The sequence below is a fragment of the Kitasatospora sp. NPDC057518 genome (assembly GCF_042802075.1).
Classification (GTDB): domain Bacteria; phylum Actinomycetota; class Actinomycetes; order Streptomycetales; family Streptomycetaceae; genus Kitasatospora.
The window spans coordinates 1-12,834 of record NZ_JBHVEU010000256.1 but is presented as its reverse complement, the minus strand read 5'-3'; the positions used below and the strand labels follow the sequence as shown (position 1 = coordinate 12,834).

Annotated in this window: 8 protein-coding genes and 3 riboswitches; of the genes, 1 reads left to right on the top strand and 7 read right to left on the bottom strand. The window is 75.3% G+C overall.

Annotated elements, in window-relative coordinates; genetic code table 11:
• Positions 1 to 64 precede the first annotated feature (64 nt).
• The 7 genes from metE to ACFU7Z_RS24610 form a co-directional block, all read right to left on the bottom strand.
• Positions 65 to 2,380, bottom strand: a complete 2,316-nt coding sequence (gene metE / locus ACFU7Z_RS24640) for a 5-methyltetrahydropteroyltriglutamate--homocysteine S-methyltransferase (protein WP_380779675.1) — start codon at positions 2,378 to 2,380, stop codon at positions 65 to 67.
• A gap of 164 nt (positions 2,381 to 2,544) precedes the next feature.
• Positions 2,545 to 2,782: riboswitch (cobalamin riboswitch) on the bottom strand.
• Positions 2,783 to 2,864: 82 nt separating this feature from the next.
• Positions 2,865 to 3,182, bottom strand: a complete 318-nt coding sequence (locus tag ACFU7Z_RS24635; RefSeq protein WP_380737929.1) for a hypothetical protein — start codon at positions 3,180 to 3,182, stop codon at positions 2,865 to 2,867.
• 18 nt (positions 3,183 to 3,200) lie between these two features.
• A complete protein-coding gene (locus tag ACFU7Z_RS24630; protein WP_380779673.1) occupies positions 3,201 to 4,085 on the bottom strand; it encodes an ECF transporter S component in 885 nt (294 codons plus the stop codon).
• On the bottom strand, positions 4,082 to 5,725 hold the full coding sequence (locus ACFU7Z_RS24625; protein ID WP_380779671.1) for an ABC transporter ATP-binding protein: 1,644 nt from the start codon (positions 5,723 to 5,725) through the stop codon (positions 4,082 to 4,084). The genes ACFU7Z_RS24630 and ACFU7Z_RS24625 overlap by 4 nt, the downstream gene beginning before the upstream one ends.
• Positions 5,722 to 6,960: a CbiQ family ECF transporter T component gene (locus ACFU7Z_RS24620; RefSeq protein WP_380779669.1), complete on the bottom strand. Its 1,239-nt coding sequence runs from the start codon at positions 6,958 to 6,960 to the stop codon at positions 5,722 to 5,724. The genes ACFU7Z_RS24625 and ACFU7Z_RS24620 overlap by 4 nt, the downstream gene beginning before the upstream one ends.
• 4 nt (positions 6,961 to 6,964) lie before the next feature.
• Positions 6,965 to 8,053 (bottom strand): hypothetical protein, encoded by a 1,089-nt coding sequence (locus ACFU7Z_RS24615; protein WP_380779667.1) that lies wholly within the window; start codon positions 8,051 to 8,053, stop codon positions 6,965 to 6,967.
• The gene (locus ACFU7Z_RS24610; RefSeq protein WP_380779665.1) at positions 8,050 to 10,839 is read right to left on the bottom strand and encodes a prenyltransferase/squalene oxidase repeat-containing protein; all 2,790 of its coding nucleotides are present in this window, start codon (positions 10,837 to 10,839) and stop codon (positions 8,050 to 8,052) included. Before ACFU7Z_RS24610 ends, ACFU7Z_RS24615 begins: the two co-directional genes overlap by 4 nt.
• Before the next feature lie 107 nt (positions 10,840 to 10,946).
• Positions 10,947 to 11,091: riboswitch (cobalamin riboswitch) on the bottom strand.
• Positions 11,092 to 11,169: 78 nt separating this feature from the next.
• Positions 11,170 to 11,246, top strand: a riboswitch (cobalamin riboswitch).
• A gap of 132 nt (positions 11,247 to 11,378) precedes the next feature.
• On the opposite strand from ACFU7Z_RS24610, the gene ACFU7Z_RS24605 reads away from it, so the two are divergent.
• Positions 11,379 to 12,791 (top strand): hypothetical protein, encoded by a 1,413-nt coding sequence (locus tag ACFU7Z_RS24605; protein WP_380779663.1) that lies wholly within the window; start codon positions 11,379 to 11,381, stop codon positions 12,789 to 12,791.
• Positions 12,792 to 12,834 lie beyond the last annotated feature (43 nt).

Sequence of the window (12,834 nt, the reverse complement as noted above, 5' to 3'; positions counted from 1 at the left end):
GCGACGCGGCCCGCATGCCGTGGCGGGCGTACCGAACCGGCGGAGGAGTCCCCACCCGGTTGGGTCAGCCGGCGAGTTCCTCGCGCAGCAGGCGGGCGGCGCCGACCAGGCTCTCCAGCGAGGCCCGGGTCTCCGTCCAACCGCGGGTCTTCAGCCCGCAGTCGGGGTTGACCCAGAGCCGCTCCGCCGGGATCGCGGCCAGGCCCGCGCGCAGCAGGGAGACGGCCTCCTCGGTGCTGGGGACGCGCGGGGAGTGGATGTCCCAGACGCCGGGGCCGACCTCGCGCGGGTAGCCCGCCTCGGCCAGCTCGCCGGCGACCTCCATGTGGGAGCGGGTCGCCTCCAGGGAGATGACGTCGGCGTCGAGGTCGTCGATCGCCGTCATGATGGCGCCGAACTCGGCGTAGCACATGTGGGTGTGGATCTGGGTGTCGGCGCGGACGCCGGAGGTGGCGAGGCGGAAGGCCTCGGTGGCCCAGTCCAGGTACGCCGGGCGGGCGGCGGCCCGCAGCGGGAGGGTCTCGCGCAGGGCCGGCTCGTCGACCTGGACGACTGCGGCGCCCCCGGCCTCGAGGTCGACGACCTCGTCGCGCAGGGCGAGGGCGACCTGGCGGGCGGTGTCGGCGAGCGGCTGGTCGTCGCGGACGAAGGACCAGGCGAGCATGGTGACCGGGCCGGTGAGCATGCCCTTGACCGGACGGTCGGTCAGGCCCTGCGCGTAGCGGAACCAGTCGACGGTCATCGGGTGCGGCCGGGAGATGTCCCCGGCGAGGACCGGCGGGCGCACGTACCGGGTGCCGTAGGACTGCACCCAGCCGTGCCGGGTGGCCAGGTAGCCGGTGAGCTGCTCGGCGAAGTACTGGACCATGTCGTTGCGCTCGGGCTCGCCGTGCACCAGGACGTCCAGGCCGGCCTTCTCCTGGTACGCGATGACCTCGCGGACCTCGGCCTCCATCCGCTCCCGGTACGTGGCGCCGTCGATCCGACCGGCCGTCAGGTCGGCCCGGGCGACGCGCAGTTCGGTGGTCTGCGGGAAGGAGCCGATGGTGGTGGTCGGCAGCAGCGGCAGGCCGAGCCGGGCGCGCTGGGCCTCGGCCCGCTGCGGGTAGGCCTGGGCGCGGCGGGCGTCCGCGTCGGTGACGGCGGCGATCCGGGCGCGCACCGCCGGGTCGCGGGTGATCGGCGAGCCCGCGCGGGAGGCCAGGTCTGCCCGGTTGGCGGCGAGGTCGGCGGCGATCGCGCCGGTGCCCTCGCGCAGGCCGCGGGCGAGCAGCGCCGCCTCGGTGGCCTTCTGCTTGGCGAAGGCCAGCCAGCGGGCGATCTGCGGGTCGATGTCGCGTTCGAGGGTGGCGTCGATCGGCACGTGCAGCAGGGAGCAGGACGGCGCGACGTCGACGGTGTCGGCGAGGCCCAGCAGGGTCGCCAGGGTCGTGAGGGATTTCTCCAGGTCGTTGATCCAGATGTTGCGCCCGTCGATCACCCCCGCCACCAGCCGCTTGCCGGGCAGGCCGCCGGCGGCGGCGAGGTCCTCCAGGTTGGCCGCGGCCGGGCCGGTGAAGTCCAGTGCCAGACCCTCGATCGGGGCCTTCGCCAGGACCGGCAGGGCGTCGCCGAGCCGGTCGAAGTAGCTGGCGACCAGCAGCTTGGGCCGGTCGGTGAGGGCGCCCAGCTCGCGGTAGGCGCGGGCGGCGGCGTTGAGCTCGGCCGGGGTGCGGTCCTGGACCAGTGCGGGCTCGTCCAGTTGCACCCAGTCGGCGCCGGCGGCGCGCAACCCGGCCAGCAGCTCCGCGTAGACGGGCAGCAGCCGGTCCAGCAGGGTGATCGGCTGGAAGTCGGCGGCCACCCCGGGCGCCGGCTTGGCGAGCAGCAGGTAGGTGACCGGCCCGACCAGCACCGGCCGGGCCGCGTGGCCGAGCAGCAGCGCCTCGCGCAGTTCGCCCACCGCCTTGGCCGGGTTCGCCGTGAACACCGTGTCCGGCCCCAACTCAGGGACCAGGTAGTGGTAGTTGGTGTCGAACCACTTGGTCATCTCCAGCGGGGCGACGTCCTGGTTGCCGCGCGCCATGGCGAAGTACCCGTCCAGCGGGTCGGCTTCGACGGCGGCCCGGTGCCGGGGCGGGATCGCGCCGACGGCGACGGTGGTGTCCAGCACGTGGTCGTAGAACGAGAAGTCACCGGTCGGGACCTCTTCGACGCCGGAGTCGGCGAGCTGCTGCCAGTTCCCCCGGCGCAGGTCGGCGGCGGTGGCCAGCAGCACCTCGGCGGTGACCGAGCCCTTCCAGTAGCCCTCGATGGCCTTCTTGAGCTCCCGGCCCCGGCCCTGGCGGGGGTAGCCGTACGCGGTGGCGACGCTCGCCGCGGCTGCGGACTTCGTGGTCAAGGGACTCTCCTTCGCGAGTCTGTTCTCCTCAGGTACCCGGAGACGGCACGAAGGCGCGAAGGGATGACGTACCCGGCGGCGGCCGTCACGGGAACGTACGGGCCTGGTCCGCCTGGTATGGTCGCCGACCCGCCCACGAGGTCACCGGATAGCCGCGCGCGGGTCGTCCGCGGGCGGGCAGTGGCAGGTCTTCGGACTCGCGGGCGCGTCCGTCCCGTGAAGGGCGGACACCTACTGGCCGTCGCTTCCCAGACCCGTCCCGGGTCCAGTGCGTATGACGGCGGTCGTTCCCACTCACCGCTGCGGGGCAGTCCCGGACTGGCCAGTCGAAAGGCGTCACCGGGTTCCCTCTTGCGACGCCCTGCCTGGCGGACAGGGCGAACCAGCTGCACCGTCAGCTTAGGGGCAAAACACCGGGCCCGGCGCGGGAATCTCGGAACCCGTCCGCATGGTGGAACGCCACCACGGCTCGCGGGGCCGGTGGTCAGGTCCGCGTCGGGGTGTCCGGCGTGCGCGGCAGGGCGGCGCGGATGTCCGCGAGCAGTCCGGTCAGGCCGCGTCCCGGACCCAGTCGGCCGTCCAGTCGCGCGAGCTGGTCGGCCGGGATGCCCGCCAGTATCCGTTCAGCTTCGACCAGCAGCTGCCGTCCCCGCTGGAGGTCTGACCTCATCCTGGCGACCTGCGCCTGCGCTCCGCCCAGCTGGCGGCGGGCGGATTCCAGTGCGGCGTGCTGTTCCGGGGTCAGGACGACGACGTCGACCCCGTCCAGCGTCATCGTCCGGTGCTTCGCGGGCTTGGGCACGATGGTCGGCCTTTCGGTTCAGGGGTGCGCCGGGCCGGTGGGCCGCGCGACGGGCGGCGGCCCCACCGTGGTGTCCGGGCCGGGCGTGGCGTCCTGGCCGGCTGGGGCGTGCGGGCCGGGCGGGGCCTCGAAGCGCACCGTGGGCTCGAAGTTGGCGCGGCGGGCCGCGCGGCGGAAGACGGTGAGGACGGCCGGCCCGACGACGAGCACGGCGGTGAAGGTGGTGACGGCGCGGCCGGTGTCCCAGCCGAGCGAGGTGGCCAGGTCGAACAGCAGGTAGCGGTGCCACTGCTCGGTGAAGGGCAGGCCCGGCAGGTAGGCGATCGAGCTGTTCGGGTCGGTGGAGAACGGCCAGAAGGAGAGGTTCAGCAGGAAGCCGAAGAGGTAGCCGGAGAACGCCCCGTACCCGGCCAGCAGCGGCACCTCCCAGCGCCGCCCGGCCCCCGGCAGCAGCCCGGCGAGCATGCCGACGAAGGCGCAGCCGAACATCTGGTACGGCATCCAGGGGCCGACGCCGCCGGTGAGCAGCGCGGAGGCGAACAGCGAGGTGCAGCCGAGGGTGAAGCCGAAGCCGGGGCCGAAGACCCGGCCGGCCAGCACCAGGATGAAGAAGACCGTCTCCACTCCGGCGGTCCCGGCGCCGAGCGGGCGGAGTCCGGCGTTGACGGCGGACAGGACGCCGAGCATGGCGAGGGCCTTGGCGTCGATGCCGCCCGCGGAGATCTCCGCGATGACGACGGCGAGCACCAGGACCAGCAGGGCACCGAAGATCAGCGGCGGCGCGTAGTTGGAGCCGAACCGCCCGGGCGCGACCACGAACGGCCAGGTGAAGGCCACCAGCCCGATGAAAGCGGCCAGGGCGACGACGACACGGGCCCGGCCGGGGATCCGGACGGCGGTCACCGGGCGGCCTCCACCGCTTCCACGGCCGCCGCGACCTGTCGCACCGTCAGGTAGCCGAGCGGGGCGAGGATCTTGGCGGTCTGCGGGGCGAAGGTGGGCGAGGCGACGATGACCTCGGCGGTGGGCCCGTCGGCGACGATCTCGCCCTCGGCCATCACCACGACGCGGTCGGCGGCGGAGGCGACGAACTCGACGTCGTGGGTGGAGACGACGACCGTACGGCCTTCGGCGGCGAGGGCGTCCACGATGCCGGTGAGCGCCTCCTTCGCCTGGTAGTCGAGCCCCCGGGTGGGTTCGTCCAGCAGCACGACCCGTGGTGCGGCGGCGAGTTGGATCGCCAGGACGAGGGCCAGCTTCTGCCCCTCGGAGAGCTCCCGGGGGTGGGTGCCGTCCGGGATCCCAGGGGCCAGGCGGTCGAGGACCTGCCGTGCGGTCGGCCCGCCGGCGCCGTCGGCTTCGAGGTCGCTCTGGGCGAGTTCCTGGGCGACCGTCTCCAGGTACAGCAGGTCGGTGGGGGTCTGCGGGACGAGCCCGACCAGCTGCCGGGCCCGGGCCGCGGGCAGCCGCTTGGGGTCCGCGGCCGGGCCGCCCCCGGCGCCGGTGACCTTCACGCTGCCGCCCTGGCGGGGCCCGGAGCCCTGGAGGGCCCACAGGAGCGAGGACTTGCCGGACCCGTTGCGGCCCATCAGCGCCGTGACCTCGCCCGCCCGCAGCTCCAGCCGGACGTCCCGGACGGCGGCCACCGGCCCGTACCGGACGACGACCCCCGTCGCCTCCAGCACCGGTTCCCCCGCCACCGCTGCCCGGCGCGGCGGGGGAACCGGCAGGTCCGTGAGCCTCTCCCGCAGCGGCGCGGCGGCCCGGCGGGCGTCCCGGACGGACAGCGGCAGCGGCCGCCAGCCGGCCAGTCGGCCGAGGTCGACGACGGGCGGCGCGATCGCGGTGTCCCGGAAGACCTCGGCCGGGGGGCCGTGCACGACCGTCCCGTCGCCGGGCAGGTAGGCGACCCGGTCGGCATACTGGACGACCCGCTCCAGGCGGTGCTCGGCCAACAGGACGGTCACGCCGAGGTCGTGGACCAGCCGGGTGATCGCGGCCAGCACCTCCTCGGCGGCGGTCGGGTCGAGCGCGGAGGTCGGCTCGTCCAGCACCAGGACGCGCGGGTGCGCGGTGAGCACCGAGCCGATGGCGACGCGCTGCTGCTGGCCGCCGGAGAGCTCGTACAGGGCCCGGTGGCGCAGGTCGGCCAGGCCGAGCAGGTCCAGGGTCTCCTCGACGCGCTTGCGCATGGTCTCCGGCGGGATCGCCAACTGCTCCATGACGTACGCCAGTTCCTCCTCCACCGTGTCGGTGGTGAAGCCGGCCAGCGGGTCCTGCCCGACCACGCCGACCACGTCGGCGAGTTCGCGCGGCGGGTGGTGGGCGGTGTCGCGGCCGTCCACGGTGACCCGGCCGCGCAGGGTGCCGCCGGTGAAGTGCGGCACCAGTCCGTTGACGGCGCCGAGCAGGGTCGACTTGCCGACGCCGGTGCGGCCGACCACCAGGCAGAGCTCGCCCTCCGGGATGTGCAGGTCGACGTCGCGCAGGACGGGCGTGCTCTCGCCGTCGTACACCACGCCGACCCGGTCGAATCGGATCACGTGCTCACCTCGGAGGTCGTGCGGTCGGTGCGGTCGATGGGGGCGGCGTCGGGACGTGCGGCCGGGCGCGGCCCCGGCCCGGCGGCGGGTCCGGGCGTCCGGCCGGGCGGCGGCGAGACGATCCCGGCCGCCCCCGCCAGCAGCAGGGCGAGCACCGGGACGAGCGGCAGAGTCGGCCAAGTCAGCGGGTACAGCGAGGGGTTGAGGTCGGTGGCGTCGTAACCGACGGTGGCGAACAGCAGCACGGCGGCGGTCACCCCGCAGCCGGCCACGCCCCACTCGGCGGCCCGCCAGCGGTCCGGCCGGTAGGTGGTGCGCCGCACCCGCCGCCCGCCGAGCAGCAGGCCCGCCACGCAGAGCACGGCGCCCGCGAGGAAGGCGGGCAGGCCGAGCGCGGCCGGGGCCGTCCCGTCCAGCAGCCCGTACACCCCGGCGCACAGGCCGCACATGCCGAGCAGCATCAGCGCGCCGGTCAGCCGGCGGGAGCGGCGCGAGGCGGTGCCGGAACGCCCGTAGCCGCGCGAGTCCATCGCGGCCGCGAGGCTGAGCGAACGCTCCAGCGCGTCCTCCAGGACCGGCACCACGATGCTGCGCAGGGCGCGGACGCCCTTGCGCCGCCCGGCACGCAACCGCCGTGCCCGGGCGACGCGTTGGACGCTCTGCACCAGCTGGGGCGCGACGCTGAGCGACACCGTCACGGCGACGCCAAGCTCGTACAGGGCCCCCGGCAGCACCCGCAGCGCCCGCTTGGGGTTCGCCAGGGTGTTCGCGGCGCCGATGCAGCAGATCAGACAGGCCAGCCGCAGCCCGTCGAAGGCCGCCGAGAGCGTGGCCTCCAGCGAGACCGGGCCGCCGATCTCGATGCCCGCGTACCAGGCGGGGGTCGGGATGTGCGGCAGGGAGAAGAGCAGGTGGTCGTGCGGGGTGACACCGGTGGCGAAGACGCACCGGAAGACCATCCGGATCGCCACCACCGTCAGGGCCAGCCACAGGTAGTAGGCGAACCCGCGCGCCCACGGCGCCTCGCTGCGGCGGGCGGTGACCACGAAGCCGAGCACGGCGAGGACGAGCAGGAGCAGCAGCGGGTTGGTGGTGCGGCTGGCCGCCGTCGCCAGGGCCAGCGCCCAGGCCCACCAGGCCAGCGGGTGGAGGTTGCGCGGGATGCGCCGGCCCCCCGCGGCCCGCCCGGGGGCGCGCTGCGGGGAGCCGGACTCGCGCTTGTCGAGCGTGCCCACCGGATCACTCGGCCCGTCGGCGGCGGCGCCGGGCGGCCACCACCGTGGCCACGCCCAGCGCCACGACGAGGACCGAGCCGAGCACGGCGGGGACCATCGACCCGGAGTCGTGCGGTGCGTCGGCCACCGGGTTGGCGTCCACCACCCCGCCGGGCACGGCTGCCGCGGACGTGGGCCCGGCCTCGGCCGCGGCCGTCTGCGGTGTCGACTGGTCGCTCGGGGCGTCGGTCGGCGGGGCGGTGGACGGCTCGGCCGGCACCGGCGTGGGGTCGGGCGCACCCGGCGGGGTGCTGCCGTCCTCGGGGATGGCGGGGTCCGTCCCCGGGGTCGCGGCGGACGCGGGCGGACGGGCTCCGCCGGGCTGAGGCGCGGCGGGGGCCGGGGCCCGGCCGCCGGTTGAGCCAGTGCCCCCGGTTGACCCGGAGCCGCCGGTCGCACCGGAGCCGCTGCCGCCCGTCGTACCGGATCCGCCCGCCGCTCCGCCGGAACCACCCGTCGTGCCCTGGCCCGGGTCGGCCGGCTGCCCGCCCGGGCTGGAGTTGTGGGCCCGGACACTGTCCGGCGAGATCGTCGGACGGCCTTCGGTGCCCTCGACGTTGGTGCCGCCGAAGATCCACAGGTCGACGCTGCCGGGCTTCGGCTTGTAGAGCATCGCGCCGAGCTGGCTGTAGGACCACTCGTTCTGGCCCGGATCGGCGTGCCAGTACGACCAGTACGCGGTGGCCGGGGGCGTCAGGACGCACTTCTCCTGCTCCGGCGTCGGGTACTGCTTGCCGCCCTGGAAGCCGCTGTAGCCGATCCGGCAGATGAAGGCCGGGCCGTCGTGGCCGGTGCCGGTGGTCTTCCAACCGCCCTGGTTGAGCAGGGTGAACCCGGTGGTGGGCGTGGTCCCGCAGGAGCGCAGCAGCGGGCCGCCCCACTTGCCGAAGTCCACGGCGAGTACGGCACCGGAGGTGGTGGTGCACTGCTCGATCGGCAACGGGGTCGCGGCGGCCGGGGTGGTGCCCGCGGCGACGCCGCCGAAGGCGAGGGCGAAGGTCAGCGACGCCGCCCCGGACAGCCGGGCGAGGCGCGTGCCGAGTCCCCGGCTCACCGGTGACGCCCCGGGGCGGCCGCGGTGCGGCGACGGGCGACGAGGACGGCCCCGGCGCCGAGCGCGGTCAGCGCGCCGGCTCCCGCCGTCAGCGCCAGTGCCTGGCTTCCGGTACTGGCCAGGCCGCCTGAACCGGTCCGCACCGGTACGCCCCCGGCCTCGGCGACACCGCCGGACGACGGGGCGTCGGTGGCCGGGGCCGGCCCGGTCGTGGTGGGCGAACCCGTCGGGGAGGACGTCCCCGTCGGGGTACCTGTCGGCGTCCCGGTGGGAGTAGGCGTCGGCGTGCCCGCGAGGTCGCGGGACAGCGTCCCGAAGGAGATGCCGGTGGCACCGCCCAGCACCTGTGTGGACGCGCGGACGTCCGACCCCCGCTGCCCGGCCGCCGCGACGTTGAACCCGCCGTCGCCGTTCTGCTGCCCGGCGAGGAAGTCGAGCGCCTTGGCGATCTGTCCACCGTAGGCGGCCTGGCGCAGCGTCATGCCCTGGACGGCCAGCGCGGCCGAGTTGGTGGAGTCGCCGGACGCGCCGGGGAAGCCGCCGTCGGGCAGCTGCCGCGCGGCGAGCCAGCCGAGCCCCTGGTCGACCGCCCGGGCGGCCTCGTCCCCGGGGACGAGGGCGAGGGCCATGACGGCCATCGCCGTGCTGTCCACGTCGGAGTCGCCGGTGGCGGGGATCAGGCTCGGCCAGGAGCCGTCCGGGTGCTGGAGGCCCTTCAGGTAGGCGATCGCGGGGGCGGCGCTGGTGGACTCCCCGGCCCGGAGCTGGGCCATGACGGCGAGCGCCTGGGAGAAGACGGAGGTGGCGTAGGCGTAGTTGCCCGGGGCGGCGCAGCCGGTGGTCGCGTCGGCCTTGGCGCACACCAGCGCGGCGAGGGCGGCGATCAGGTCGTGGCCGCCGAAGTCCCGCGGGTTGCGGCCGACGGCCTGGGCGAGCAGCGCCTCCTTGCCGATGGACCCGCCGCCGGCGTACTCGGTGCCGATCGCGGTCCAGTCGTTGACGGTGCGCTCGCTCGCGTCCTTGCCCTGCTGGTCGAGGAAGTCGACGATCCGGCGCAGCGCGGCGTCGTCGGTGCCGGTCGCGGCGAGGGCGTAGGCCCCGTCGATGGTCAGGCCGAAGTCGGCGAAGGCCGGGAAGCCCTCGTAGTAGTGGCCGTCGATCAGCCGGGCCGGGTCGGTGAGGTAGGCGCTCCCCCTGGCCGCGTCGGGTTTCCTCCCCGCGGGCGGGGTCGGCGTGGTGGTGGGGCCGTCCGGGTTGTGCCGGACGGTGGTGAGGTCGGTACCGGTGAGGGCCAGGAGGGCCTGCTCGGTGGCGACGGCGTCCGGGTCGGTGGTCGACTCGTCGGGGCCGAGGCCGCCGTCCTTGCCCTGGCGGGCGGCGAGCCAGGCGGTGGCGGCGGCCCGGTGGGCGTCCTGGCCGGTGGCCCGGAAGACCTGGGCGGCGATCGCGGTGCTGGTGGTGTCGCCGGGGGCGCCGGGGTACGGGAGGAGGGAGCCGTCGGGCTGCTGGCTCGCCGCGAGCTGGTCGGCGGCCTTCCTGGCGGCCGCTTCGTAGCCGGGGGCGGTCCGCAGGGCGAGGGCGGCGATCGCGGTGGCGGACGGGTCGGACTCGCAGTGGTCACCCGCGACGATCATCGAACCGGCCATGCCGCCGTCGGCGCACTGGAAGGCCGCGAACCGGGCGAGGGCCGGGGCGGGCGGCGTCACGCCGGCGCGCTGGAGGGCGATGACGCCGAGGGACTGGACCCAGGGCGAGGACGCGCCGAGGAAGTCCCCGGCGGCGGTGCACCTGCCGTTCTCCCCCGCCCCCGTGCAGACGTGGTCGGTGAGCGCGGCGACCAGGTCGTGGCCGCCGAAGGCGCGCGGGTCGCGGCCGGTGCTCTCGGCGACGAGGGCCAGCAGGACGGCGGCCCTGGTGTCCGGCGCGCCGGTCGGCCCGTCGGGGTGCAGGAACGCGTCGGTGTGGGCGTCGAGGAAGGCGACCACCTTGCGCAGCGCCGGGTCCTGCGTCCCCGCCGCCGCGAGCGCGATGGCGGTGAGGGCGGTCCGGGGGTAGTCGGGCCCCGGGGCGGCCCAGTTCTCCATGTGGTCGCCGCCGACGAGTTGGCCGGCCAGCCAGGCCGCGGCGGCCGCCGGGTCGCCCGTGGCGGAGGGGGATCCGGTGGGGCTCGGGCTCGTGGTCGGGGTTGCCGAAGGGGAGGCGGAGGGCGAGGGGCCGCCGTTCCTGGCGCGGACGGAGTCCGGGGTGAAGTTCGGCGCCCCGCTGGTGCCACCGATGTCCGTACCGCCGTAGACCCAGGCCTCGACCTCGCCGGGCTCGGGCTTCTGCGTGCCGGCCCCGAACCGGCTGTAGGACCAGGTCTGTTGGCCGGGTTCGGCGATCCAGTACGACCAGTACGCGGTGGCCTGCGGGGTGTTGACGCACGGCTCCTCGGCCGGTGTCGGGTACTGGGCGCCGCCGTTGAAGGTCCCGGTCCCGAGCCGGCAGATGAAGGCCGGTCCGTCGTGCTCGGTGCCGGTCGTGGTGAAGCCGGCGTTGTGCAGCAGGTTCATGCCCGTCGTGGGGTGGGCGTCGCAGCCCCGGACGACGCCGCCGCCCCAGTGGGTGAAGTCGACGGCGACGATCGCGCCCGTCGTCGCCGTGCACTGCTCGATCGGGTCGGCCGAGGCGGTACCCGGGTACCCGAGCAGGACCGTGCCGCAGGCGGCGACGGCGACGGTGCCGGCGACCACCAGCGAGGCGAGGTCCCGGTTTCTGTGACGTGTGCGATTGCTGCTGACCCTCACGACGACTCCCTGGTCGGTCGACACGCGAGGCGACGGCGCAGCCGACGGTCGCCCGCGGGCACGGGGGCCGTCGAAACCGCGTCGTAGTCCGCGACGACGCAAGTGCTCTGTGAACAGACCCCCGGTCCAGGCATTCCGGCTCACCCACCCTCAGGTGGGTCCACGGTTGCGGGTCAGCGCCGGAGTTGGACCGGCTTCCCCTGAATGCCGAGGGCAAAAAATCGGTTCATCAGACCACGCTGACCGACGGAGAGTCAACGGGGCGTCAGGTCGATCACATCACCTCGTCGGGCGACGGACCTGTGCGGTAGCGTCCGCGGTGGCCGAGCGGGGGAACCCGGTGCGAACCCGGGGCTGACGCGCAGCGGTGTGGGGCGGTGACCGTGCCGTCCCGAGCCCGAATGCCCGCCCGGCCACGCACCACGGCGAATGCCGGCCCACGCGATCCGGGCGGCGACCGCTCCGGCAGTCGCGCGCCCCGAGCGGACGTGGGAGTCCCGGGGCAGGGTCGGCGCCCGCCACCCCAAGGAGCCTGTCCCGTGCCCCTCCCCACCCCGTCCCGCGCCGCCTCGGCGACCACCGTCGCGCTGACGGCCGGAGCCCTGCTGCTCTCCGCCGTCCCCGCCCACGCGACGGCCACCCCGGCCCAGATAGCCACCTCCAAGAGCACCGGCGTCACGTACCTGAAGTCCCTCCAGGCCGCCGACGGCAGCTACGTCACCGGCGGCGGACTCTCCAACGAGTGGGCGTTCAGCGCGCTCGCCGCCGCCGGAACGGCCGCCGCCGACGTGACCCCCGGCGGGGACACCGGCAGGAACGCCCGCCTCGTCTACCGCAACCAGCTCGCCGCCCCCGGCTGGCCCGGCACCTCGCCCGTGGCCACGGACTACGAGCGCGCCGTCCTCAACGCCTACGCGGCCGGCATCGACCCCGCCCGCGTCGGCCCCGGCCGCAACCTCCTCGCCGACCTCACCGCCTACTGGCAGACCGCCGAACCCGGCTACTACGGCCCGTCCGCCAACTTCAACGGCACCGTCTTCGGCCTGCTCGCCCTCGCCGGCGCCAGGACCCAGGCCGGCGCCCAGCGCGCCCCGCAGCCGCTGCTCGACGCCTCCGTCACGGCCGTGCGCGCCAACCAGCACAACGACGGCGGCTGGAACTACAGCAAGGCCGCGGGCGACCCGACGGCACTCGCCCAGGGTGGCGACATCGACATGACGGGTGCCGCCATGGCCTCCCTCTGCACCGCCGGAGTGCCCAACACCGATTCCGCGGTCGTCGCCGCCAAGAACTTCCTCAAGGGCAAACTCGCCTCCTCCGGCGCCTTCAACGCCATGTTCGGGGTGAACACCGACTCCAACGGCTGGGCCGTGTCCGGCCTCAACGCCTGCGGCATCAACCCCCAGGGCACCGACTTCACCAGCGGCACCGGCAAGACCCCGGTCGACTTCCTGATCTCCCAGCAGTTCAAGCCCGGCGGCGGCTTCAAGTACCTTCCCACCGACACCAGCCCGTCCGCCTACGCCTCCGTCGACGGCCTGCGCGCCGTCGCCGGTGCCGGGTTCACCGCCACCCCGCCCGCCCCGACCACCGCGGGCGAGCCCGCCTGGGCCGCCACCACCGACTTCACCGCCGGCACCGCCGCCCGGCTCCCGCTGGTCGTCGACGACGGCACCGGCGCGCTCAGGGTCTGCGCCGTCACCCTCACCCCGACCGGCACCACCACGACCCTCGGCGACGTCCTCGACGCGGCCGCCACCGCGACCCCGGGCGGCTGCGTCACCTCCGTCACCCCGTCCACCGGCGGCGGCACCGTCACCGCGCTCAACGGCACGGCCAACGCCGGCTCCTCCACCTGGAAGCTCAGCCTGGACGGCGCCACCGCCACCCCGGCCGCCCGGGCCGCGACCGTCCACCTCGGCGACACCGTCTCGCTGCGCTACGGCGGCTGACCGCACGACGCGACGCAGGACGGGGGCACCGGCGCCCCGGCCC